This window comes from Roseomonas sp. WA12 (genome assembly GCF_054165765.1).
Window position 1 is genome coordinate 2,074,370 of record NZ_CM135108.1, and the last position, 24,310, is coordinate 2,098,679.

Here is a 24,310-nt window from a genome sequence, read left to right on the forward strand (position 1 = left end):
CGCCGGCGGGCGCCATCGGGACAGCCATCCTCCTCTCTGGCAGGATGCACTACCCGGGGCGACTTATAGGGGCATCATACCGGACGGGCCGAGGAAAACCGGGGTCGCCGCCCTGCCTCAGCGCCCCTCGGCGGCGCCACGCCCCGGGTAAGGCCGGCGCGGAAGCTCCTGCCTTTGATGCGGCGGACGTAATAGGCCTCGCGTTTGGCTGAGCCGGCAAGGTGCAAGGCACGGCATAGGGCGCGTGCGGCTCGCAGAACGTGGCCGCCGCGTCATTCCATATCGGCCAGCCGTGGTCGCAGATCCGGTTCCGTCGTGGCGGCAGTGTGGCAGTCTCCAGCCGTCTGCGCCCGAATGTCCCGCCCGTCGTCGCCTGGTAGAGGGCGATCGGGTGATGCGGCAACACGACGCCGAATTTGGGCGTGGGCGGCAATGGTCGCGGGGCCGAGCACCGGTCCGTACGGGGCCGTTGCCTGCGGGCCGGATGTAACGCGGGCGGCCCAGGGGCCGAACGTGCCCGCCTCGGCTCCGGCGAAAGCCGGCCTGGGCAAGGCGGGGCCGCCATGATCTGCTTCGGGCGGAACAAGGGTCCCGCCGCATGCCCACCAAGGACACCCTCGCCGCCTACCGCGCCAAACGCGACCTCACCAGCAGCCCGGAGCCGGCGGGGAAGATGCGCCGGAGCCGGGCCACGAAGCGCGTCTTCGTCGTCCAGATGCACGACGCCACGCGGCTGCATTGGGACCTGCGGCTGGAGTTGGATGGTGTATTGAAGTCCTGGGCCGTCACGCGCGGCCCGAGCCTGGACCCGGCCGAGCGGCGCCTGGCGGTCGAGGTGGAGGACCACCCTGTCGATTACGCGGCGTTCGAGGGAGTGATCCCCTCCGGCTACGGCAAGGGCAGCGTCATCCTGTGGGACCGTGGGAACTGGTCGCCGGTGGGCGAGGACCCGGCGGCCGAGCTCGCGGCCGGGCACCTGAAGTTCGACGTGACGGCTGAGCGCATGACGGGGCGCTGGGCGCTCGTGCGCATGAAGCCGCGCGCCGGGGAGCGCCGGACGAACTGGCTGCTGATCAAGGACCGGGACGACCATGCCCGGCCGGGATCGGGCGACGCGCTGGTGGCGGATAACGGGACCTCGGTGGCGAGCGGTCGCACACTCGCCGAGATGGGCGGCGGGGACGCACCAGCACCCGCTCCGGAGGGCAGCGCGAAGCCGGCAGGCCGCGCGAAGGCCGCTGGCAAGCCCGCGGCCCGCGCCAAGGTAATCCCGGCGCTGGAGGCCGAGCCTGCGAAGGCGCCTTCGGCCACAGAACCGGCGGCGCCCGAGCGCAAGCGCTCCCGCTGGGCACGCGGCAAAGCCTCGGAACCACGCGCCACTCCGGCCGACCCCGACTTCCTGCCCCCGCAACTCTGCGAGACTGCGGCGCGCCCTCCCAGCGGGGCGGGATGGCGGCATGAGGTGAAGCTGGACGGCTACCGCATGCAGGCCCGCATCCGGGGCGGCACGGCGCAACTGTTCACCCGTAACGGCCATGACTGGACGGGGCGCTTCCCCGAGGTAGCCGCTGCCCTTGGCAAGCTGCCGGACGCGACGATCGACGGCGAGCTGGTGGCGCCCGATGCGGAAGGCAACCCGGACTTTCCGGCGCTGCAGGCAGCGATTGAGGCCGGGCGCACGGCTTCCCTGCGGTTTTTCGGATTCGACCTGCTTATCCAAGGCGAGGAGGATCTGCGCGCGCGTCCGCTGACGGAGCGACAGGCCGCTCTGGCCAAGCTGCTGCGAGAGCCGCCGGCCGCCGTGCAGCTGGTCGAACCCTTTGAGGTGCCGGGGGAGGCGCTGCTTCGCTCGGCCTGCCGGCTGGGGCTGGAGGGGATCATCTCCAAGCGTGCCGACGCGCCCTATCGGCCCGGCCGCGGGCCGGACTGGGTGAAATCCAAATGCGCGGGCGGGGACGAGTTCGTTATCGGCGGCCATGCAACCGGGGCCAAGGGCTCGCTCACCCTGCTCATGGGCGCTTGGCGGCAGAGCGAGCTGGTCTATCTCGGCCGCGTCGGCTCCGGACTGTCCGAGGCGACGGTGCGGGACCTGCTGCGCCGGCTCGCCCCGCTCCGCCGCGACACCTCACCCTTCCTCGCCAGCGCCGGCGGCCGTGACGCCACATTCGTGGAGCCGCGGCTCGTGGCCGAGATCGGCTATGCCGGGTTCACCGGCGAAGGGATGGTCCGACAGGGCCGGTTCCGCGCTCTGCGGGAGGACAAGCCGGCGGAGGATGTGGCAAAGCCCGCCGCCCCGCCCGTCCGGTCCAAGGGCGGCAGCATCGTCGCCGGGGTGGCGCTCAGCCATCCCGAGAAGGTGCTTTGGCCGGAGGAAGGGTTCACCAAGCGTGACCTGGCGGAATATCTAGAGAAGGTCGCCGGACCGCTGCTCGCCTATGCCGGGGGACGGCCACTGACGATCGTCCGCACGCCGGACGGCATCGCCGGGCAACGCTTCCACCAGCGCCATGCCGGGGCTGGCACCTCCTCGCTGCTGCGGCTGGTGCGGGTGGAGGGCGACGAGAAGCCGCATCTGGCGGTGGACGATGTGGCAGGGCTGATCGCGCTCGCCCAGTCCGGCACCGTGGAAATCCATCCCTGGGGTTCGCGGGCCGAGGATGTGGAGCATGCCGACCGTCTGATCTTCGACCTTGATCCCGAGGAAGGCCTGCCCTTCTCTCGCGTCATCGAGGCGGCAAAGCTTGTGCGGGACCGGCTGGCACCAATGGGGCTGACGGGCTTCGTGAAGACCACGGGCGGCAAGGGCCTGCATGTGGTGGTGCCGCTGGTGCCGGGCGCCGCCTGGCCGGAGGTTAAGGCATTCTGCCGCGGCTTCTGCGAGGCGATCGCGCGGGAGGCCCCGGAACGCTACACCACCGCGCTCGCCAAGAAGGCACGGGCCGGGCGCATCTTCCTCGACTATCTCCGCAACGAGCGAAGCGCGACCGCTGTCGCCGCCTGGTCGCCCCGCGCGCGGGAGGGGGCGACGGTATCCGTGCCGCTGTCCTGGCGTGATGTGACCGCAAAGCTGGATCCGCGCGCCTTCACCATCGTGACCGCCCCCGCACAGCTGAAGCGTGCCGATCCTTGGGCTGGCTATGCGGAGGCCGCGGCGCCGCTTCCCGGCTGATCAGCCGGCCTTGCGGCGCTTGGCAGGGGCGGGCTTCGGTTCGGCCTTGGTGGCGGGCTTGCGCGCGGCGGCTGCCACCCTGGCCGGGGCTTTCGCTGCGGACTTTGCAGGCGCCTTTGCTACATGCTTTTCCGGAGTCTTGGCGGGCACCACACGGGGCGGCTGGCCCTTCAGGCTGCGCTTCAGCGCCTCCATCAGGTCCACCACGTTGCTCTCCTCCGGTTCCTCGGCGCGCCGCTTGGGTGCCTTGGTGCCGCCCTTGGCCTGAACCAACTCGCGCACGGCGTCCTCGTAGCGGTCGCGGAAGTCCTCGGGGTCGAAGGGGCCGGCGGTCTGGGCGATGATCTGGCGGGCGATCTCGACCATCTGCGGCGTGACGCGGGCCTCGGGCACCGTGTCGAGGATCTCGCTGTCGGACCGCACCTCGTCATGTGAGCGCAGTGTGCTCACCAGCATGCCATTGCGCCGCACCTCGATGGCTACCTGCCGCTCCCGGCTGGCCATCACCACCTTGCCCAGGCCGATGCGGTTCTGCCCGGACATTGCCTCGCGGATCACCGCGAAGGGTTCGGCCGCGGTCTTGCCCGAAGGGACCATGTAGTAGGGCTGGTCCCAGTACAGGCGGTCGATCTCAGCCGCGTCCACGAACCGCTCGATGTCGATCACCTTCGTACTCTCGAGCTTGATGCCCTTCAGCTCGTCGTCGCTGACGATGATGTACTCGCCCTTCTCCACCTCGAAGCCGCGGACGAGGTCGCGACGCTCGATGAGCTTTCTGATCTCGGGATCGCACCATTTCTGCTTCACCCGGTTATGGGTCTCGGGGTTGAGCAGATGGAAATGAACCGCTTCCGGCGCCTCCCCCACGGCCTTGTGAAGCGTCACGGGGCAGCTGACGAGTGACAGGCGAAGATGTCCCTCCCAGGTCGGGCGAGCAGGCATATCGGCATCCCCAGCGACTGATCCGTTCACTCAACGAAGGATGCAGCCACCGGTTTTTCCAGCAAATTCCGAATCTTAGTCGATGGATATGACGTCCTCGGGAGAGTGAAGCGGATGAGCCCCGTAGGGGGCGGACCTGCGGTGTCGTGTGAAGAAGAAGCCCGAAAGCGGCTTCTGCGCCCGACAGGCGCAGCCTCGGGGTGAGGTGAATCCACCAAGCCCTCCCCGCGTTACGTCGGCAGCAACGCGGGAATGCGCGACATGATCCAGACAGGCGCGAGACGGCTCGAAGCCCTGCTGGACGGGGTCGAGCAGATCCTGTCCGAGCCCGGACGGCAGGGTGCGACGCCGCGTGCCTTCTTCCCAGGCGAGGATGGAGAGGTCACCTCCCTCACCCTCGCCTCTTGCGGAACCGAGGCTACGCGCGAGGCGCTGGCCGCGATCGTGCTGCACCACATGCTCGAACTCGGCGCGACGCAGTGTGCGCTGGCCGTGCCGCTCCCCGACGAGCCGGGATACCTTCTCCTCGATGGGCACCGGATCGGGCGGGAGGGCGTCCGCTCGGTCCGGCGCATCATAAGGCTGAACGGGGCGTGCCCCGCCCGTTCGCCGCTGCGCCTCTCGGCCTGAACCGTCAGTCGGCTTTAATGCCGGCGGCGCGGATGATCGGCTCCCACTTCGCGATCTCACCATCCAGCCAGGTCTTTGCCGTGGCCGGCGTGGTGTCAGATCGGGTGGTAAGGGTAAGGTCGGAGAGGCGCTGCTTCACGCTCTCCATCGCCATCACCTTGTTCACCGCCTCGTTGATCGTGCGCACCAGCGGCTCGGGCGTGCCGCTCGGCGCCATCACCATGTGCCAGGTATAGGCCTCGAATCCGGGAACGCCGGCCTCGGACACGGTCGGCAGGTTCGGGAGCTGCGGGATGCGCTGGGGGGAGGTGATGGCCAGCCCTTTCACCTCGCCACGCGTCACGAAGGGCAGCGCGTTGTTGGCGATGGAGATCATCATGGAAACGGTGCCATTCAGCAGGTCCGGCATAGCCGCCGCCTCGCCACGATAGGGCACGTGGTTGACCTTCAGGTCACCGGCCTGGCGCAGGAAGAGCTCGGTCGCGAGGTGGAGCGCGGCGCCGTTGCCGGTGGAGGCGTAGTCGTACTTGTTAGGATTCGCCTTGTACAAGGTGATGAGCTCCTGGAGGGAGTTCACAGGCAGGTCCTTGTTCACCATCACCAGCATCGGAATGACGCCCGTCAGCGCCACGGGCGTGAAGTCGGCCACCGGATCGAAGGGCAGGCGCGGGAAGATGGCGCGCAGGGTGGAGTGCGCGATCGTGGTGTAGAGCAGCGTCTGCCCGTCCTTCGGCGCCTTCGCGACGACATCGGAGCCGACGACGACGCCGGCGCCCGTGCGGTTCTCCACGATCACGCGCTGCGGCAGGGCCTTGGACAACTCATCGGCCAGAAGCCGCGCCGGGATGTCCGTCGGGCCACCAGCGGCGAAGGGAACCACAAGGCGGACGGGCGCGTTCGGCCAGCTGCCTTGGGCGCGCAGGGCGGGGGCGGCAAGCGGCGCGGCCGCGAGGCCCGCGGCCCCGGCGATGAGGTGGCGGCGCTGGATCATCAGGCAGTGTTCCCAAAAGATGGAGGTTTCGTTAGCCCAAAAGGGGGGACACGGGGCCGGAGTCAACGCCGCCTCCGGTCACGAGCCGCTCATAAAGGTTGCGATCCGTCGCGCCCTCGGTGCCGAACAGCAGCACTCGGCTCTCCGGGCCGAGCCCCAGCCCCTCCCTCGCCGCGCGATCCCGGGCAGCGAGGGCGAGCCCGGCCAAGCCCGCCGCCCCGCTCTCCCCGGCCTCCACCGCCGGGTTTCGCCCGGCGAGGAGGCGCATGGCGGCGATGGCCGTGGAATCAGGAACCGACATGAAGGCGAAGGCGGCGCGCTCCAGCTCCTGCCAAGCGAGTAGGCTCGGCTCGCCGCAGGCCAGCCCGGCCATGATCGTGTCCAGTTCACCCGGCACGGCGGTAGGGGCACCGGCCTCGGCGCTGGCCAGCAGGCAGGCGGCGCGGTCCGGCTCCACCACGATGAGCTTCGGCCCACGGCCGTGCCGGGCCCGGAGCGCGACCGAGACGGCGGCAGCGACGCCGCCGACCCCGCCCTGGATGAAGGCATGGGTCGGCGCAGCCGGCATGGCATCCAACGCTTCTTCGGCCATCAGCCGGTAGCCCTGCATGACCTCGCGCGGGATCTCCGTATAGCCGGGCCAGGAGGTGTCGGAAACGAGGTGCCAGCCGCCCTCTTGCGCCGCCACTTCGGACGCGCGGACGGAATCGTCATAGGTACCCGGCACCTCCCGCACTTCGGCACCGAAGGCGGCCATGGCGTCTCGCCTCCCCCCGCTCACCCCGGGATGGACGAAGATGACGCAGCGCGTCCCGAAGCGACGCGCGCCCCAGGCGACGCTGCGGCCGTGATTGCCGTCCGTCGCACAGGTGACGGTTATGCCGGCGGTCTCGGCGGCGAAGCGGCCGGATTCGAGATCCGCGGCAGGGGCGGCATTGGCCACGCCCAGCCGTGCCAGCTCCCGCGCGATCACCCCGGCCACGGCATGGGCTCCGCCGAGCGCCTTGAAGGAACCCAGACCGAAGCGCGAGGACTCGTCCTTGAGGTGGATGGCAGCCAGGCCGAGCGCGGCCGCGACATCGGGCAGAGCGAGGAGCGGCGTCGGCGCGTAGCCCGGCCAGGCCGTGATGGCATCCCGCGCCCGCCGCCACCCGCCCTCGGGCAGCACCACCACGCCGGGCACGCCGTGCCGGGTGTTCGGGAGGAGGCGGAACGGCGGGGTGGTCATGGGAGCGCAGATGGTCACGCCTCGTGCCGGCCGACAACTGGCCCTACCAGCAGAACAGCAGGTCGATCAGCACCAGCAGGTAGCCCAGCGCCATCACCACCAACCCGAGAAAGATGAGCACGATGCCGACGCCGTAGCGGAGGGTGGAAACGCCGTAATCGACCAGCAGCCGCCCGAAGGCCACCGTGTCCCGCCCGCCCTCGCAGCGCCGCGGCGGCGCGGGCGCTGGTTGAACGGCGGGCACCTGGGCGGTGGGCATGTCGCACAGGGCGGCCGCGGGCACCGGGCCTGAAAGCCCGAGTAGCAGCGGGGCCAGAAGGCGGGCGCGGTGCAGCAACCGGCTACAGCCCCGCCTGTTCGAGCCGCAGGATGGCGCGGGCAAGTGCCTGGGCGCGCGGCACGAGGCTCGACACCTCCAGGTATTCCTCCGGGCTGTGCGCCTTGCCGCCCACAGGGCCGACGGCGCAGAGGGTGGGCGCGCCCATGGCCGCGGTGAAGCCGCTATCGGCACAGCCGCCGGAGAACTCGCCAGTGATGGACAGCCCGCTCTCACCGGCGGCGCTACGATACATCTCGAACATGCGCGCGGCGGCGGGGGTCTGGGTAAGCGGCAGGAACTCGCCGCGAATGGTCATTGCGGCCCGCGTGCCGGGCACGAAGGAGCGGCCGACGATGTCGTGGATTTTGCCCATCACCTCCTCGCGGTCCGCGGGCTCGACATAGCGCAGGTCGATCTGCAGCTGGGCGGAGGGGGCCACGGTGTTCACGCTCTGCCCGCCGCTGACGAGGCCGACATTGAGGGTGATGCCGCGGGCTAGGTCGGTCAGCGCGTGGATGGCCGTCACCTTCGCCGCCAGTTCGCCGATGGCGCTGATCCCGGCCTCGAAGTTGCCGCCGGAATGGGCGGCGCGGCCCTCGATCTCCACGGCCATGAAGACGCCGCCCTTGCGGCCCGTGACGATGCCGCCATTGGCGCGGCCCGGCTCGGAGTTGAACACGGCGCGGGCGCGGCGGGCCTCCGCCTCGATCACCGGGCGGCCTTCGGGGGAGCCGATCTCCTCATCTCCGGTGAACAGCGCGACCATCGGGCCGGGCGCGCCCCCGAGTTCCTTGAAGGCGGCAAGGACGAACATGTTCATCACCAGCCCGGCCTTCATGTCGGCAACGCCGGGGCCGGTGGCGATCCCGTTCTCGATGCGGAAGGGCCGCCGCTCCGGCTCGCCCTTGGGGAACACGGTGTCGCGGTGACCCATCAGCACGATGTTGCGCCGGGCATTGCCCTCGTTGCCCGCATCGTCGCCGGCTTCGTTCACAGGGGGGAGCGTGGCGCGCAGGCAGTCGCCGAACCGCGCACCGGGGACGGTCTCGACGGGGATGCCGCGCGCGTCGAAGAAGGCGCGGACCTGGGCGCCCACGGCATCGACGCCCGCCTTATCGTAGGAGCCGCCATCGGTGTTCACCATGGCTTCCAGCACGGCGAGCATCTCGTCCTGCTGGCCGGACAGCCAGTCCAGGATGCGGGCCTCGGTGTTGGCGCTCATCGGGTCAGCTCCTTGCATGAGGGACCCCGGGGATGGACCCGGCGGCCGAGGGACGCAAGCCGGGTCGTTGCAAGCCGGGCCGCCACTACCCCGGCGTGCCCGGCCTCTCCCCCTTTGTGCCCGCGCGGCGGGAGCGCGGGCGGCGGCCGAGCCGGTCGAGGGCATCGGCGTGGCGCCGGCCCCAGTCGTAGAGCATCTCGATCGGCTCGATGAACTCCTGGCCCAACTCGGTCAGGCTGTACTCCACCCGTGGCGGGACGACATCGAACACCTTGCGGGAGAGCAGGCCGTCCCGCTCCATCTCGCGCAGGGTTTGGGTCAACATCTTCTTGCTGATGCCGGGCAGGCTGCGCTGCAGCTCGCCGGTGCGGCAGCGTCCACCGTGGATCGCGTGCAGGGCGTGCAGCACCATGCTCGTCCATTTGGCGCCGAAGAGCTCCAGCACCCGGCGCGGGGCGCAGTCCTCCTCATGGGTCTCGGGCAGGCTGCGCGTCATGGGCACCTCGAGGTGACTATGTCCCCTCCGGGTGCCTTCTAGCGGTGCTGGCGCTGGCCGCCTACCTGCCGCGCCAGCATCGGAAGGCAGCACCATGGCCCATCACGCACTCGTCGTCGGCTCAAGCGGCATCGTGGGAAGCAACCTCGCCCGGCGGCTGCTAGGGCGCGACTGGGAGGTGAGCGGCCTGGCCCGCCGCCCGCCCGCGGATATCGAGGGGCTGCGACCGGTCGCGGCCGACCTGCTGGATGCCGCCGGGCTGAAGGCCGCGCTGTCCGGCACCCGGCCCAGCCATGTCTTCATCACCACCTGGATGCGCCAGCCGACGGAGGCGGAGAACATCCGCGTCAACGCCGCCATGGTGCGCAACCTGTTGGACGCGCTACGGGGTGGCGAGGTGCAGCATGTCGCGCTGGTGACGGGGCTGAAGCACTATCTCGGCCCGTTCGAGGCCTATGGAAAAGGCACGCTGCCCGCCACGCCCTTCCGCGAGGAGCAGCCGCGGCTGGACATCGAGAACTTCTACTATTCGCAGGAGGACGAGGTGTTCGCGGCCAGCGCGCGGGAAGGATATGGCTGGAGCGTGCACCGGCCGCACACCATCATCGGCTACGCGCTCGGCAACGCCATGAACATGGGCGTGACGCTCGCGGCCTACGCGACCATCTGCCGCGAGACCGGCCGCCCCTTCCTGTTCCCCGGCTCCGCCGCGCAGTGGAACGGGCTGACGGACATGACGGATGCGCGGCTGCTCGCCAGCCAGCTGGAATGGGCCTCAACGACGCCGGCCGCGCGGAACCAGGCCTTCAACGTGGTTAACGGCGACGTCTTCCGCTGGAGCTGGATGTGGGGCCGCATTGCCGGCTGGTTCGGGTTGGAGCCCGCGCCCTTCCCCGGCGAGGGCACGCCGCTGGAGACGCAGCTGGCGGATGCCGGGCCGGTCTGGGCGGAGATCGCGGCGAGGCACGGGCTGGCCGAGCCCGATCTCAGCCGGCTGGCCTCCGCCTGGCACACCGATGCCGATCTCGGCCGCCCGATCGAGGTGGTGACGGATATGGGCAAGAGCCGGCGGTTGGGCTTCCTCGATTACCAGCCGACCGACGACGCCTTCTTCGACCTGTTCGAGCGTCTCCGGACCACTCGCATCATCCCCTGACGCGGGGCCGTTCCCTCACGCCATCGGGTTGGCTTCGGGCATCTCCAGCGCCCGCTCCAGCGCCCGTGCGCCGCGCAGGCACAGGTCGTCCCGTCCCTGGGCAGCGACGATCTGCACGGCGCGCGGCATCCCCTCCCCGTCCAGCCCGGCGGCCAGCGCGATGGCGGGCTGGCGGGTCAGGTTCTGGGTGAAGGTCCAGGGCGCCCAATCCCGCCACAGCGCCTCGGTGGGCTTCAGCGTCGGCTGGTCGGCGGCGAAGGCGGCCGTCGGCGTCGCCGCCGTCAGGATCAGGTCGTAGCGCAGGTGGAACAGGCCCATCTGGTGCGCGGCCTCGACCCGCATCGCATCGGCGTTCAGGAAGTCGATCGCGGAGAGGTCGCCCTCGCGCCGCGCCACCTCCAGCAGCCCGGAATCCAGATCGCCGCGCTTGTCCTCCGGCGTCATGGCGACGAGCTTGGCCAGCGCAACGCCCCAGACGCGGCCGAAGATGTGGCGCGTATCCGGCAGCTGCGGATCCGCCTCCTCCACCAGCGCGCCCTCGGCCCGCAGCGTATCGGCGGCGCGCTGCAATGCGGCCTCGCCATCCGCATCCAGCGGCGGCTCGTAGCCCCAGCGGCGGACGAGGGCGACGCGCATGCCGCGCACCCCGTCCTCGATGCCCAGGCGCCATTCGCGCGGCTCGTCCGGCAGGCAGAGCGGGTCCCGCACATCCGCGCGGGCAATCGCATTCAGCATCAGCGCGGCGTCCCGCACCGTGCGTGTCATCGGCCCGGCGCAGGCAACCGCCGAGAAGGCCCCATGCGGCCATTGCGGCACGCGACCGTAACTCGGCTTAAAGCCGATGATGCCACAGTAGGCAGCGGGGATGCGGATGGAGCCGCCCGCATCCGTGCCGATATGCAGCGGACCAAATCCCGCCGAGGCCGCCGCTCCGGCACCTGAGGACGATCCGCCCGTGGTGCGCCGGTTGTTCCAGGGATTGCGGGTGATGCCGTGCAACGGGCAGTCGCCCGGGGTCTTCCAGCCGTACTCGGTCGTCGTCGTCTTGCCGATGATCACGGCACCCGCCGATTTCAGGCCCATCACCGCCGGTGCATCTTCGGCCTGCGGACGGGGGTCGCTGGTGCGGCTGCCCCGGCGCGTGGGGAAACCGGCCATGTGCAGCAGGTCCTTCACCGTGCAGGGCACGCCGTCCAGCACGCCGAGCGGCCGCCCCGCCGCCCAGCGAGCCTCGCTCTCCCCGGCCTGGCGCAGTGCATGGGGATTCATCACGGCGAAGGCGTTGATCGAGGGGTTGTGGCGCGCGATGCGCTCCATCACCGCTTTGAGCGCCTCGACCGGGCTGAGGGCGCGGCGGGCGTAAAGGGCGAGCAGCGTTTCCGCGTTCATCAGCGCGGGATCGGTATCGGTCATGCAGGTCCTGGAACGGGATGCGAAGAGTGGCGAGCAGGATGAACCTGCGGGCCGTGAGGCGGAACCCCTGGGCGGGGACAGGGTGTGCGAGCCAGCCGGCAGGGGATTAGCTCCATGCACCCCCCGACGGGGCACCGGCACCCAGCAATAGGCCTGCCGCCGTGCCCCTTAAACAAAGATGAGGGAGGTCTAGCAGGGCAACTCCCACTCCTCCGGCACCGGTCTTAGTACCCCGCCGCCAGCCGGTCCCGCGTCTCGGCAACGAGAGATCGGCTCATCTCCTCCAGCCCGGCCACGGCGGCGATGCGGGCAGCGGCCGCTTCCGCCTCCGCTCCGGACAGGACGAGGGCGATCAGGCCGGTGGCGCGGCAGAGGCCGGTCATCAGGCAGTCCCTGGCGTCGGGGATGCCGTCCTCCAGCAGCACGGTGCGCAGGCGGTCGCGGCCGGCGCGGGCGATGGCGAGGTCGGCTTTCGGGTAATGGCGATCCCGCAGGAGGAGAAAGCGGCGGCGCTCCGCGACGCGCAGCAGCCCGCGCCCGACCAGGCGATCCAGCAGGGCGCGGCGGAGGGCCGTGGTGTCGCGCGCGAGCTCGCCCATCCACCAGCGGCTGTCGCGGCCGGCAGGACCGGCGGCGACGCGGGCCAGGACGGGGTCGAGCAGAGGATCACCGGAGGGCGAGCCATCGGTGACGAAGAGGTGGTCGGGGTCGCTGTCCAGCCGGCCGGTGAGGGCCAGTTCCATCAGCGCCGCCCCTGCCAGGGCAAGGGAGACGGCCGCGGCGGGTACGCCGTGAGGGCGGCCCGTCTCGTCGTCGAGGGTGAGGAGAAGGATCTCCTCCGGCATCGGAAGAATCGGGCTCATGGCGCGCGGGAGCCTAGCGGAAGGTCCCCGCGCGGGCATGGGATTCAGGCGGCGGTGATCCCGGCTCCGCGCGCCACGGCGGTCCAGGAAGCGGCGAAGCGCGCGATCATGGCGGTGTATTCCGCGCCGACCAGCGGCTGGGCCGGTGCGTAGGAGGCAAGGTCGGCCATCTTCGCGCGGATTTCGGGCTGGGCGATGGCGGCGAGTGTCGCCTCCCGCACCGCATCGACCATGGGCGTGGATAGGCCCTTCGGGCCGGAGATGCCGATCCAGGTGGTAGCGGTGAGCGCGGGCAGGCCGAGTTCCGCGAAGGTGGGGACATCCGGCACCGCCGGCACGCGCGCGGCGGAGGAGACGGCGAGCGCGGTGACGCTGCCGTCGCGGATCATCGCGACATTGGTGGTCAGCGGGTCGAAGACGCTCTCGATATGGCCGGCGAAGAGGTCCTGCATGGCGGGCGCGCTGCCGCGATAGGGGACATGGTCCAGCTTCGGCGCGCGTGCTTCGCGCGTGAGCACCTCGCCCATGAGATGGGTGATAGAGCCGATGCCGGAGGAGCCGTAGCGCGCGCCGGGGCCCCGCGCCTTGTCGAGGAAGGCATCGAGGTTCGGCGTGGGCGAGCCCTTGTTCACCATCAGCACGTTCGCCGTGTCGCAGAGCATGGCGATATGGGTGAAGTCCGCCACGGGGTCGTAGGGCAGGCTGGGATAGATGCCCGGCGCGATGCCGTGGGGCGAGGCATGGCTGATGACCAGCGTGTGCCCGTCCGGCACAGCCCTGGCAGCGGTGTCGGCGCCGATGGTGCCGCCGGCGCCGGGGCGGTTCTCCACCACGATGGTGGCGCCGAGATTCCCACCGATCGCAGGGGCGACGAGACGCGCCACCACATCGGCCAGGCCGCCGGGCGGGAAGGTGGCGATGAGGCGTATGGTCTGGCGGGGGCGCCAGGTGGGCTGAGCCAGGGCTGGCAGCGCAAGGCTGCTCGCGCCGGCGATGAGCAGGGAGCGGCGATGGATCATGGGGAGGTCCTTCGTCTCGGGCGATGCGCCCGTTCGAAGGCCTCCCCAGCAAACCCCGTGCCGGGCCCGGAACGTCCTATGCGCTGGCCGCGAGCGCGGCGGACCAGGGCGACATCACATCGGTGATCCCGACCGCCACCCCGTCTGCATCGCGGGCAATGAAGTTCGGGCAGGCGAAGTTCACGGGCAGCACGGCGTGCTCCACCACCTCCAGCGGGCCGTCCTCGGCCAGGCCGGACAACACCTCCGCGGCCAGGCGCCGGTCCGCGGTGACGCCATCCGGGCCGGAGACGTCGATCCGCGGCAGATGCGCGGCTTCCTCGGGCCCCATCCCGAAATCGAGCTGGAAGGCGAGCATTTGCATCACGCTCGCCAGGATGCGGCGCCCGCCGGAGGCGCCGCCGGCGAGAATGGGGTTCGCGTCGTCGCCGGCCCGCGTCACCGTCACCGGGCTCATGTTGCAGAGCGGGCGCGCGCCGGGGCGGATGGCATTGGCGCTGCCGGGCTGCGGGTCGAACCACATCATGCCGTTGTTCATCAGCACGCCGGTTCGCGGCAGCACCACGCGGCTGCCCATGGAGGAGAGCAGCGTGGTGGTGACAGACACCATCATCCCATCCTTGTCGCAGACGGTCAGATGGGTGGTGCAGGTCTCCGCCGTTTCCTTCGCGGTCGCGGCGCCGAGGCCCGCGAGACGCTCGGCGTAGCCCGCGCGCATCGCCCTGGCGAAGCCGCGATACCAATCCGCGCCGAGCCCGGACGAGAGCGCCACGCCTTCCATTTGCGCGATCACGGCCGCCATGGTGGGCGCGGCCGTCAGCCCGCCGGCGGTGTGAATGGTATGGGTGCCGCGCCAGGCGATCGGGGTGGCGTCCCGCACCACCGCGCGGCAGGCGGCGAGGTCGTCCGCGGCCACCGCGCCGCCCATGGCCGCGATGTCGGCGGCCAGATCGGCGGCCACGCCGCCCTCGTAGAAATCGCGCAACCCGTGGTCGCGCAGGCGGGCCAGCGTGTCGGCGAGGTTGCCCAGGCGGAAGAAGCCGGGCGCGCCCTGGTAGGGCGGGTTGGGCGGCAGGCCGTCCGGCAGGTAGATGCGCGCGCTCTCCTCGTACAGCCGCAGCACCTTGGCCGAGGAGGACACCTTCAGCAGCGTGAACCAGTCCTGCGGCAAGCCGCGCTGCGCCAGCGCGACCGCGGGGCCCAACAGCGAATCCAGCCCCATCCCGGTCCCGAAACGCTCCCGCAGCAGGTCGTAGCCGGCCACCGAGGAGGGGATGACGAAGGAGAGCGGGCCGTGGATGTTCACGTCGCCCACCACCTCCGGCCAGGCGAACAGGTCCTGCTTCCACTTGCCCGTGAGCGGATAGGCCGAGGGATCGACGTGGCGGGAGGCGACGGGGCCGAAATCCACCACCTGGGGCGGGGCGCCCGGCCGGTGGACGAGGGCGAAGCCGATCCCGCCCAGCCCGCTGTTCCAGGGCTCCACCGCGGCCAGCGCGAAGCAGGCCGCCACCGCCGCATCCGCCGCGTTGCCGCCGGCCTCCAGCACCGCCACCCCGGCCTCGGCCGCCGCGCGGGACTGGGAGGCGACGATGCCCCCGGTGCCCGAGGCCGCCGGCTTGGCGAGGGCCCAGTGCTGGCTGGTATGCGGCGGGGGGGCGTAGGCGGAGAGATCGGGCATCGGGCACCTTGGTTCGGAAGCGCGTGGTCTTGAAGCGGCCGGGGGGAGGGTCGCGCCGGAGCGCCCGCCCGGCAAGGCTGCCCCTTCCCCTCCCATGCTGTTTGCCGCCGCCGCCCGGCCGGCTTATCTGGCGGGGAACAGGTGATGGAGGACGCGGCATGAGCGGAACAGCCCAGGGTCTGGAGGTCGCCCCCGTCCTCCGCCGCTTCATCGAGGAGGAGGCGCTTCCCGGAACCGGGGTGGAGGCCGCGGCCTTCTGGGCGGCCATGGAGCGGACGCTGCGCGGCCTCGGCCCCGTCAACGCCGACCTGCTGGGCGAGCGCGACAGCCTGCAGGACCGCATCGACGAATGGCACCGCGCCAACCCGGCGCGCCCGGTGGACCGCGAGGCCTATGAGGCCTTCCTGCGCGGCATCGGCTACCTGCTCGACCCGCCGGCGCCTTTCCAGGTGACGACCGCGAATGTGGATGACGAGATCTCGCGCCTGGCCGGGCCGCAGCTCGTCGTGCCCGTGAACAACGCCCGCTACGCGCTGAACGCCGCCAATGCGCGTTGGGGCAGCCTGTACGACGCCCTCTACGGCACCGATGCCATCCCGCAGGAAGGTCCGCGCCCCCGAGGTTATGACGCGACGCGCGGCGCGGCCGTGATTGCCCGCGCCCGCGCGGTGCTCGACACCGCAGCGCCGCTGGAAGCGGGCAGCCACGCCCTTGCCACGGCCTACCGCGTGGAAGGCGGCGTGCTGCGCGTGCTGCAGGGCAGCGGCGCCAGCTTCGGGCTGCGCGATCCCTCGCAGTTCCGCGGATACCTCGGCAGCGAGTCCGAGCCGAGCGCGATCCTGCTGGCCAGGAATGGCCTGCACATGGAGATCGTGATCGACCGCAGCCACCAGATCGGCCGCACCGATGCGGCGGGTGTCTCCGATCTCGTGCTGGAGGCCGCGCTGTCCACCATCATGGATGCCGAGGATTCGGTGGCCGCGGTGGATGCCGAGGACAAGGTGGGCGTGTACCGCAACTGGCTCGGCCTGATGCGCGGCGACCTGTCCGCCAGCTTCCAGAAGGGCGGCGAGACGCTGGAGCGCCGGCTGAACCCGGACCGCGTCTTCCAGGCGCCCGCTGGTGGCGAGGTGACGCTGCCCGGCCGCTCGCTCATGCTCATCCGCAATGTCGGCCACCACATGCTGACGGATGCGGTGACGCTGGACGGGCGTGAGACGGCGGAGACGATCCTCGACGCCTATGTCACCTCGCTGATCGCGCTGCACGACCTGCGCGGCAAGCGCATGAACAGCCGCGCCGGCAGCGTGTACATCGTGAAGCCGAAGATGCACGGCCCGTCCGAGGTGGCATGGGCGGTGCGGCTGTTCGGCGAGGTGGAGGACGCGCTGGGCCTCGCGCGCAACACGCTGAAGATGGGCATCATGGACGAGGAGCGGCGCACCACCGTGAACCTCGCCCGCTGCATCATGATGGCGAAGGAGCGGGTGTTCTTCATCAACACCGGCTTCCTCGACCGCACCGGCGACGAGATCCACACCGCGATGGAGGCCGGCGCCGTCGTCCGCAAGAACGACATGCGCAAGGCCGCCTGGATCGCGGCCTATGAGGACAACAACGTCGATGTCGGCCTGGCCTGCGGGCTGCGCGGGCACGCGCAGATCGGCAAGGGCATGTGGGCGGCGCCCGATGCGATGGCCTCGATGCTCGAGCAGAAGGTGGGGCATCCGAAGGCGGGCGCCAGCACGGCCTGGGTCCCCTCCCCCACCGCGGCCACGCTGCACGCCATGCACTACCACCAGGTGGATGTGGCGGCGCGGCAGGCGGAGCTGGCCGCGGCCGGGCCGCGGGCGAAGCTGGCGGACCTGCTGACGGTGCCGCTGGCCGAGAACACCAACTGGGCGCCGGAGGACATCCAGGCGGAGCTGGACAACAACGCCCAGGGCATCCTCGGCTATGTGGTGCGCTGGATCGACCAGGGGGTGGGCTGCTCCAAGGTGCCGGACATCCATGATGTCGGGCTGATGGAGGACCGCGCGACGCTGCGCATCTCCGCCCAGCACATCGCCAACTGGATGCGCCACGGCATCGTGGACCGCGCCCAGGTGGAGGAGACGATGCGGCGCATGGCGGGCGTGGTGGATAAGCAGAACGCGGACGACCCCGCCTATACCCCGATGGCGCCGAAGTTCGACGGCGTGGCGTTCAAGGCAGCCTGCGACCTCGTCTTCGAGGGTGCGGCGCAGCCCAATGGCTATACCGAGTTCGTGCTGACCCGCCGGCGCCGCGAGGCGAAGGCGGGCTGACGACACGCGCCGCGCGCCCGATTGGGCGCGCGGTCGCCGTGCGCGCAGGTCGCCCGAAGTCAGGCGGGCAGGTTGGGCAGCAGCTTTGTCACATCGGCCTGCGGGCCGGCCTTCATGCTGCCCTCGATGCGCGCACTCTCCAGATCGACCACCGCCACTTCGTCCGAGGCCAGCGAAACATAGGCCACGGGCCGCGCCGGATGCAGCGAGGCCGCGCTCGGCTTCGCACCCAGTTCGAGCTTCCAGATCTCGCCCATGTCCGGGCGCAGAAGGGACAGGGTACCCCGGGCCAGATCGGCCAGCAGCAGCCGCCCGTCCTGCAAGGCATAGACCCGCAGCGGGTCGCCGCCGACTTCCCGCGTCGCGCGCACCCGCATGCTCTCCGCATCCACCGCGCTCAGCGTGCCGCTGCGGCGGCTGCCGACATAGAGCGTCCGCTCATCGGGCGAGAGGCAGCATCCCTCGGGCATCCGCCCCAGCGTGATCGTCATCGGCGCGACAGCGGCATCGCGGGGCCGCACGAGGCTGACTGTGTTGGAGAACAGCCCGGTGACATAGGCGCGCTCTCCGTCGCGCGAGAGGGCGAAGAGGTGCGTCTTGATGCCACCCGCCGCGACGGCGAAAGCGGGCGCCGTATCCTCCAGCGGCTTGTCCAGCGTGAGCAGGACCGCCCGATCCTCGCTCAGCACCGAGAGCCGGTCCGCGCTGTCGATCGCCATGCCATGCAGCCGGCTATAGGGGGACAGGTCGATGGTGCGGAGGAGCCGGCGTGCGGCCAGATCGACGACGAACACGGAATGGCCACCCTCGCCGGGGCTGGCCGAGACCTCCACCCCGTAATGCCCGATGAAGGCGTGCCGCCCCGCCGCATCCACCACCATCTCATGCGGGAAATCGGGCAGCCTGACCTCACCGACGCGCCGTCCATCAGAGGCATCCAGAAAAGCCAGGCGATGCCCCGCCTTCTCGATAACAAGCAACGTTCCCGACTGTCCCTGCGCCCTGGCAGGGCCGGCAATTGGGGTAATGGCCGGCACGGAGGCCGCAAGGCCGGTCAGGAGCAGGTTTCTGCGATGCATGGCGATCCTCCCTGGGGCGTAGGTTCGGGCCCGGAGCGTACCCACCCCTCTGTCGCCGCGATCCGCTCCGCCACCCGACCCAACGCGCGCGGCGCGCTTCGGTAACCCGTCGGGGCACGAGTGCGTAGCCTGACGGGGCGGGGTGCGTCCCCGGCGCATCACCCGTCCGCGCTCGGACCAGCAGGTCCGCTGCAACCCTGGATCGCAGAACCGGCCGGGATTATCGGCTCCTTCCGCTCATGCATCGGAGACCGTGTCCTTGACGTTCCGCCTCGTCCTTCTGGCCACTGCCGCGATGACCTTGCCTCTCGCCGCCCGCGCGCAGCCGACCGAGGGCCTCTTTGTTGGCGCAGGCGCCGGCGCGAACTGGCTGATGCGCTCGGGCAGCGACGTCGACCTGCCGATCCTGCGCGTCCTCGGCGGCAATGCCGGATCAGGCCGCTCGCGGCTGAGCTGGGATACGGGCTGGGCCGGCCTGGCCTCGATCGGTTGGGGTTTTGGCAATGGGCTGCGCCTGGAGGTCGAGGGCAATCTGCGGGAGAACGACCTCGATGGCGTCTCCATCTACGGCAGCAGGGCAACGGCGACGGGCGGGCGGGCCCGCAGCTACGGCGCGCTGGTCAACGCCGTGTACGACTTCACCGTCCCGGGCTGGCCGGTCTCACCTTACCTCGGCCTCGGCGTCGGCTATGTCTGGCACCGGTATGATGGGCTGCGCGGCCGCTTCGGGCCCCTTCAGGGTGTGGTGGACGACACGGATGGGCGCTTCGCTTATCAGGCCATCGCAGGCCTCTCGCTTCCGCTCGGGGCGCCCGGGCTTTCCCTGACCGCCGAATACCGCTTCCTCGGCACACTGCTGCCGGAGATGCAGGTCAGCGTGCGCAATCAGGCGACCGGTGCGGTGATTGACCGCGGGCGGTTGGAGGTGGGGAACTTCAATCATTCCCTGCTGATCGGCCTGCGCTACGCCTTCAACGCACCGAGCCCGGCGCCCGCCGCCGCACCGCGTTTTACAGCCCCGGCTCAAGTGGATGCTTGGTACTTCGTCTTCTTCGATTTCGACAGTGCCGAGCTCAGCGAGAGAGGCCGGCAGATCATCACCGAGGCAGTGCAGACCACCCGCCGGCAGGGTACCACCCGGCTGGAGCTGCCAAGCCATGCCGATCGGTCGGGAGACCTGGCCTACAACCGGCGCCTCTCGCAGCGGCGGGGCGAAACGGTCGCGGCGGAACTTGTTCGCCAGGGCATCGCTCGCAGCCAGATCACGATCCAGGCCTTCGGCGAGAGCCGTCCGCTGTACCCGACGGCCGATGGCGTGCGTGAGCCGCAGAACCGCCGAGTCGAGATCAACATGCGGTAGGCGGGGGCACCTCGCACCGCACCAGGGCTCAGGCCCGGAGCGAATCCCGCTCCTTCATCGCCGCGATCTCGGCCCGCAGAGCCGCGATCTGCTCCGCAACCGGGTCCACCGCGCCGGGCGCGATGCCGTAGCCCGTGGTCGGGTCCTCGCAAGGCCGGCCCGGTGGACGGGCGGGGATGCCGACCACCGTCACGCCATCCGGCACGGCGTCCACGCACACCGCATTGGCGCCGATGCGCGCGTTCCGCCCGATGCGGATCGGGCCCAACACCTGCGCGCCCGCGCCGATGATCACGCCATCCTCCAGCGTTGGGTGGCGCTTGCCGGGGCGCGTGGTCAGCCCGCCCAGCGTCACGCCGTGGTAGATCAGCACGTCGTCACCGATCTCCGCCGTCTCGCCGATCACCACGCCCATGCCGTGGTCGATGAACAGCCGCCGGCCGATCCGTGCGCCGGGATGAATCTCGATGCCGGTCAGGAAGCGAGAGAGATGGGAGACGCAGCGCGCCGGCGCCCGTAGCCCCGCGCGCCACAGCCGGTGCGCCAGCCGATGCCAAACGACCGCATGAAGCCCGGCATAGCAGAGAATGGATTCCATGGTGGTCGGCCGCGCCGGATCGCGCGCCCGGATACTGCGCGCGATCTCAAGGGCCTCAATCATAGCAAGCCCTTCACGCCAGCCCCGTCATGCCAACCAGGGCGGGACCGGCAGGTTCCGCTCGCGCAGCCATTCCGGGTTGAACAGCTTGGACTGGTAACGCGCGCCGCCATCGCACAGCACCGTCACGACCGTGTGGCCCGGGCCGAGATCCTTCGCCACACGGATCGCCGCGGCCACGTTCAGCCCTGCCGAGCCGCCGACGCTCAGCCCTTCTTCCACCAAAACGGCGAAGCACTGCTCCAGCGCCTCGGTATCCGAGATGCGGACGGCATCGTCGATCGGTGCGTCCTGCAGCACTGCCGGCACCTTGCTGGCCTGACCGATGCCCTCGGTGACGGAGTTGCCCTCGGCGGAGACCGTGCCCGTCTTCACCCAGGAATACAGGCCCGAGCCGTGCGGATCGGCCAGCACGATCTTGACCCCGGGATTGCGCGCCTTCAGCGCGCGCGCGGTGCCATGAAGCGTGCCGCCCGTGCCGCAGGCGCAGGTGAAGGCATCCACCTTGCCACCCGTCTGCTCCCAGATCTCCACGCCTGTCGTCGCCTCATGCGCAGTGGCATTGGCGGCATTGCCGAACTGGTTCGCCCATACCGCACCCATTTCCTCCGCGAGCCGGCGGGAGAAGTTTACATAGTGGCCGGGATCCGCGAGCGGCTTCGGGTCCACCAGCCGCAGGTCGGCACCGATCATGCGCAGGAAGTCCAGCTTCTCCTGGCTCTGCGTGCGCGGCACGACGATGACGGATTTCCAACCGCGCGCATTGGCGGCGAGCGCCAGGCCGATGCCGGTGTTGCCCGCCGTCCCCTCCACCACCGTGCCGGGCTGGAACGGGGTGAGAAGGCCGCGCGTCACGGCCTCTCCCAGGATGCCGATGGCCGCGCGGTCCTTCACGCTGCCACCGGGGTTCATGAACTCGGCCTTGCCGAGGATCTCGCACCCCGTCTCCTCGGAGGCGCGGCGGAGCCGGATGAGCGGCGTGTTTCCGACCGCGTCCCAGAAGTCAGTGGCGATTGCGGGCATGAGGGGTCAGGTCCACTCCAGGTGATCGACCCAGCGCAGATAGGGCTTCTCGGTGGTGAATCCCTGTGGGAACTGCTTCTTCGCGTCTTCGTCCGAGAGGCTGGCGAGCACGATGGTGCGATCGCCCGGCTTCCAGTTCACGGGCGTGGCCACCTTGTGCCGATCGGTGAGCTGCAGGCTGTCGATCACGCGAAGCACCTCGTCGAAGTTCCTGCCGGCGCTCGGCGGATAGATCAGCATCAGCCGGATCTTCTTCTTCGGGTCGATCACGAAGACCGTCCGCACGGTCACGCTCGCATCAGCCTCGGGATGGATCATGCCGTAGAGCTCGGCCACGTGCTTGTCCGGGTCCGAGATCATCGGGAAGTTGACCGCGGTGCCCTGGGTTTCCTCGATATCGGCGTTCCAGCCCTCATGCCGGTCCAGCGTGTCGACCGAGAGGCCGACCACCTTCACGCCACGCCGATCGAACTCCGGCTTCAGCTTGGCGGTGTAGCCGAGCTCGGTCGTGCAGACCGGGGTGTAGTCCTTCGGATGGCTGAAGATGACGCCCCAGGAATCACCGAGCCATTCGTGGAAGCGAATCCGTCCCTGCGTTGTCTCGGCCTCGAAATCCGGGGCGATCTGCCCGAGCTGAAGCGCCATGCGACAATCCTCCGTGGCTTATTGGCGATTTCACGACGCTAACACGGGCTGTTCCAAGGTTCCACAGCCGCTGTTGCACGAAGGGCGCCGGAATGGGCATGTCGGCAGACCGCCTGGTGATATGAAGGCGCGATGCGAGGACATGGCGCTGGCGCTCAACCCCCGTAGTGTGCCATGCCGAGATCGGAGACGTCGATCTCCGGTACCTTGCCCGAGACGATATCCGCCAGCACGCGGCCGGAGCCGCAGGCCATGGTCCAGCCCAACGTGCCGTGGCCGGTGTTGGTGAACAGGTTGGACAGGGTGGTCTTCCCGATGATGGGCGTACCGTCCGGCGTCATCGGCCGCAGCCCCGTCCAGAAGCGGGCGGCCCCGATGTCTCCGCCATCGGGGAACAGGTCTCGCACCGAGTGCTCCAGCGTTTCGCGCCGCGGCCTGCGCAGACTGGTGCTGAACCCCGCAATTTCCGCCGTGCCGCCGACGCGGATGCGGTCGCCGAGGCGGGTGATGGCGATCTTGTACGTCTCGTCCATCACCGTGGAGACGGGCGCCGCCTCCATCTCCGTCACCGGCAGCGTCAGCGAGTAGCCCTTGATGGGATAGACCGGCAGGCGCAGGCCGAGCGGGCGCAGAAGGGCCGGCGTGTGGCTGCCGAGCGCTGCGACATAGGCATCGGCGGTGAAGTCGCCGTGATCGGTCTCCACCGCCGCCACGCGGCCACCCTCGGAGTGGATGGAGGCGATGCCGACGCCCAGGCGGAACTCCACCCCCTTCGCCCGCGCCAGCTCCGCCAAGCGCTGGGTGAAGAGGAAGGCGTCACCCGTCTCATCCTGCGGCAGGCGCAAGCCGCCCACGAACTTGTCTCGCACGCGCTCCAGCGCCGGCTCCGCGGCAATGCAGCCCGCCGGGTCCAGCAGCTCCCAGGGCACGCCGTAGCCATCCAGCACGCCGGTGTCGTCGCCCACATGGTCGAGCTGCTTTTGCGTGCGGAAGAGCTGCACCGTGCCGCGGGCGCGGTGATCGAACTCGATGCCGGTCTCGGCGCGCAGCTCGGCCAGAGCCACACGGCTGTACTCGGCCACGCGCACCATCCGGCCCTTGTTGCGGCGATAAGCGGCCTCCGTGCAGTTCGCGGCCATGCGTGCGACCCAGGACAGCATCTGCCAATCCGGACGCGGCCAGAAGACGAAGGGGCGATGGTGCATCAGCAGCCACTTCACCGCCTTCATCGGCACGCCCGGGCCTGCCCAGGGGGAGGAGTAGCCGTAGGAGAGCTGCCCCGCATTGGCGAAGCTGGTCTCCTTCCCGGCGCCGTCCTGCCGGTCGATCACCACCACCTCATGCCCGGCCTGGGCGAGGTACCAGGCCGTGGTCACGCCGATGACGCCGCTGCCGAGGACGAGAACCTTCATGCGCGACTCCCGCCTGACGTGACCCGGCCGGCAGGGTGCGTCATCCCGGCCGCAAGGCCAAGCCGGGCGGCAGAAAGCCGTGTATTGATCGCATGTTAGCGACAGCCGCGGGCCGCCGCTGGCAGATCGGCCAGGATGGACGAGAACATCGACGCAGGACGGCTGAATCGCTGTTACCTGCACCTCTGGCTGGCCGTCTCGCTCGGCCCGCCCACCCTGCCGCGCACCGGGATCCGGGAGCTGAGGGACGACGCCCCAGCACCGCCCGCACCGGCCCAGCAGGTGCTGCAGCCCGCGCCGGACAGAGCCTCATCCTTCGCCCGGGACGGGAGCCTGCGTGACTGAGGCGGCGCCTCTCGCGCGCAACCTGCTGATCTGGCCGGGGCCGCAGCGCGACAGCTACGGCGGCATCTTGTTCATGGTGGGATACGAGACCGAGGCCGGCCCGGGCCCTGCTCTCCCCCGAGGAGATCGAGGAGCAGCGGATTTTCGAGGCTTATGGAACGGATCGACTCGTTCCCATCCCGCGCGCCTTCGCGGCGCCCTGACCGGAAAGCGGCCATCGCGGGTCTCTCAGGATCGGGAAGACCCGGCAGGTGGCAAGGAGTTGGTAGCGGGAACCGGACTTGAACCGGTGACCCCGGCATTATGAGTGCCGTGCTCTAACCAGCTGAGCTACCCCGCCAAGAATTGCCACC

The 24,310-nt window shown here is 70.2% G+C and carries 21 protein-coding genes and 1 tRNA gene; 6 read left to right on the top strand and 16 right to left on the bottom strand.

The window, feature by feature from the left end:
* The first annotated feature begins 598 nt into the window (after positions 1-598).
* Positions 599-3,169: a DNA ligase D gene (gene ligD / locus ACVBD7_RS09835; RefSeq protein WP_458097303.1), complete on the top strand. Its 2,571-nt coding sequence runs from the start codon at positions 599-601 to the stop codon at positions 3,167-3,169.
* Here ligD and ku read toward each other — a convergent pair whose 3' ends face one another.
* Positions 3,170-4,111 (bottom strand): non-homologous end joining protein Ku, encoded by a 942-nt coding sequence (gene ku, locus ACVBD7_RS09840; RefSeq protein WP_458097304.1) that lies wholly within the window; start codon positions 4,109-4,111, stop codon positions 3,170-3,172.
* A 261-nt stretch (positions 4,112-4,372) separates the two neighbouring features.
* Between ku and ACVBD7_RS09845 the strand changes: the two genes are divergently transcribed.
* Positions 4,373-4,741 carry a hypothetical protein gene (locus tag ACVBD7_RS09845; protein WP_458097305.1) on the top strand — a complete coding sequence of 123 codons (369 nt, stop codon included), beginning with the start codon at positions 4,373-4,375 and terminating at the stop codon, positions 4,739-4,741.
* Between the two features lie 4 nt (positions 4,742-4,745).
* On the opposite strand, the gene ACVBD7_RS09850 is transcribed toward ACVBD7_RS09845, so the two are convergent.
* From ACVBD7_RS09850 to ACVBD7_RS09870, 5 genes are all read right to left on the bottom strand, one after another.
* A complete protein-coding gene (locus ACVBD7_RS09850; RefSeq protein WP_458097306.1) occupies positions 4,746-5,732 on the bottom strand; it encodes a Bug family tripartite tricarboxylate transporter substrate binding protein in 987 nt (328 codons plus the stop codon).
* 31 nt (positions 5,733-5,763) lie between these two features.
* Positions 5,764-6,960: a diaminopropionate ammonia-lyase gene (locus ACVBD7_RS09855; RefSeq protein WP_458097307.1), complete on the bottom strand. Its 1,197-nt coding sequence runs from the start codon at positions 6,958-6,960 to the stop codon at positions 5,764-5,766.
* 43 nt (positions 6,961-7,003) lie between these two features.
* Positions 7,004-7,297: a hypothetical protein gene (locus ACVBD7_RS09860; protein ID WP_458097308.1), complete on the bottom strand. Its 294-nt coding sequence runs from the start codon at positions 7,295-7,297 to the stop codon at positions 7,004-7,006.
* Between the two features lie 4 nt (positions 7,298-7,301).
* Positions 7,302-8,501: a M20 family metallopeptidase gene (locus tag ACVBD7_RS09865; RefSeq protein WP_458097309.1), complete on the bottom strand. Its 1,200-nt coding sequence runs from the start codon at positions 8,499-8,501 to the stop codon at positions 7,302-7,304.
* 85 nt (positions 8,502-8,586) lie between these two features.
* Positions 8,587-8,997 (bottom strand): winged helix-turn-helix transcriptional regulator, encoded by a 411-nt coding sequence (locus tag ACVBD7_RS09870; RefSeq protein WP_458097310.1) that lies wholly within the window; start codon positions 8,995-8,997, stop codon positions 8,587-8,589.
* Positions 8,998-9,091: 94 nt separating this feature from the next.
* On the opposite strand from ACVBD7_RS09870, the gene ACVBD7_RS09875 reads away from it, so the two are divergent.
* A complete protein-coding gene (locus ACVBD7_RS09875; protein ID WP_458097311.1) occupies positions 9,092-10,153 on the top strand; it encodes an SDR family oxidoreductase in 1,062 nt (353 codons plus the stop codon).
* Positions 10,154-10,168: 15 nt separating this feature from the next.
* Here ACVBD7_RS09875 and ACVBD7_RS09880 read toward each other — a convergent pair whose 3' ends face one another.
* The 4 genes from ACVBD7_RS09880 to ACVBD7_RS09895 form a co-directional block, all read right to left on the bottom strand.
* Positions 10,169-11,566, bottom strand: a complete 1,398-nt coding sequence (locus tag ACVBD7_RS09880; protein ID WP_458097312.1) for an amidase — start codon at positions 11,564-11,566, stop codon at positions 10,169-10,171.
* A 224-nt stretch (positions 11,567-11,790) separates the two neighbouring features.
* Complete coding sequence (locus ACVBD7_RS09885) at positions 11,791-12,429, bottom strand: GOLPH3/VPS74 family protein (RefSeq protein WP_458097313.1); 639 nt, start codon at positions 12,427-12,429, stop codon at positions 11,791-11,793.
* Between the two features lie 44 nt (positions 12,430-12,473).
* Positions 12,474-13,448 (bottom strand): Bug family tripartite tricarboxylate transporter substrate binding protein, encoded by a 975-nt coding sequence (locus tag ACVBD7_RS09890; protein WP_458097314.1) that lies wholly within the window; start codon positions 13,446-13,448, stop codon positions 12,474-12,476.
* Positions 13,449-13,524: 76 nt separating this feature from the next.
* A complete protein-coding gene (locus ACVBD7_RS09895; protein WP_458097315.1) occupies positions 13,525-15,129 on the bottom strand; it encodes a gamma-glutamyltransferase in 1,605 nt (534 codons plus the stop codon).
* 158 nt (positions 15,130-15,287) lie between these two features.
* Here ACVBD7_RS09895 and ACVBD7_RS09900 point away from each other — a divergent pair, with 158 nt between their 5' ends.
* Positions 15,288-17,435, top strand: coding sequence for a malate synthase G (locus ACVBD7_RS09900; RefSeq protein WP_458097316.1), 2,148 nt, complete (start codon positions 15,288-15,290; stop codon positions 17,433-17,435).
* Positions 17,436-17,494: 59 nt separating this feature from the next.
* Here the strand turns inward: ACVBD7_RS09900 and ACVBD7_RS09905 are convergent, their stop codons facing one another.
* On the bottom strand, positions 17,495-18,514 hold the full coding sequence (locus ACVBD7_RS09905) for a YncE family protein (protein ID WP_458097317.1): 1,020 nt from the start codon (positions 18,512-18,514) through the stop codon (positions 17,495-17,497).
* Positions 18,515-18,767: 253 nt separating this feature from the next.
* On the opposite strand from ACVBD7_RS09905, the gene ACVBD7_RS09910 reads away from it, so the two are divergent.
* Positions 18,768-19,874, top strand: coding sequence for an OmpA family protein (locus ACVBD7_RS09910; RefSeq protein ID WP_458097318.1), 1,107 nt, complete (start codon positions 18,768-18,770; stop codon positions 19,872-19,874).
* Positions 19,875-19,902: 28 nt separating this feature from the next.
* Here the strand turns inward: ACVBD7_RS09910 and cysE are convergent, their stop codons facing one another.
* The 4 genes from cysE to ACVBD7_RS09930 form a co-directional block, all read right to left on the bottom strand.
* Positions 19,903-20,535, bottom strand: coding sequence for a serine O-acetyltransferase (gene cysE, locus ACVBD7_RS09915; RefSeq protein ID WP_458097319.1), 633 nt, complete (start codon positions 20,533-20,535; stop codon positions 19,903-19,905).
* Positions 20,536-20,559: 24 nt separating this feature from the next.
* Positions 20,560-21,555 (bottom strand): cysteine synthase A, encoded by a 996-nt coding sequence (locus ACVBD7_RS09920; RefSeq protein ID WP_458097320.1) that lies wholly within the window; start codon positions 21,553-21,555, stop codon positions 20,560-20,562.
* Positions 21,556-21,561: 6 nt separating this feature from the next.
* Positions 21,562-22,200, bottom strand: a complete 639-nt coding sequence (locus ACVBD7_RS09925) for a peroxiredoxin (RefSeq protein ID WP_458097321.1) — start codon at positions 22,198-22,200, stop codon at positions 21,562-21,564.
* Positions 22,201-22,355: 155 nt separating this feature from the next.
* Positions 22,356-23,612, bottom strand: a complete 1,257-nt coding sequence (locus ACVBD7_RS09930; RefSeq protein ID WP_458097322.1) for a D-amino acid dehydrogenase — start codon at positions 23,610-23,612, stop codon at positions 22,356-22,358.
* 135 nt (positions 23,613-23,747) lie between these two features.
* On the opposite strand from ACVBD7_RS09930, the gene ACVBD7_RS09935 reads away from it, so the two are divergent.
* Positions 23,748-23,957 (top strand): hypothetical protein, encoded by a 210-nt coding sequence (locus ACVBD7_RS09935; RefSeq protein WP_458097323.1) that lies wholly within the window; start codon positions 23,748-23,750, stop codon positions 23,955-23,957.
* Positions 23,958-24,220: 263 nt separating this feature from the next.
* Here the strand turns inward: ACVBD7_RS09935 and ACVBD7_RS09940 are convergent.
* Positions 24,221-24,297 (bottom strand) — tRNA-Met (locus ACVBD7_RS09940).
* Between the last annotated feature and the right edge of the window lie 13 nt (positions 24,298-24,310).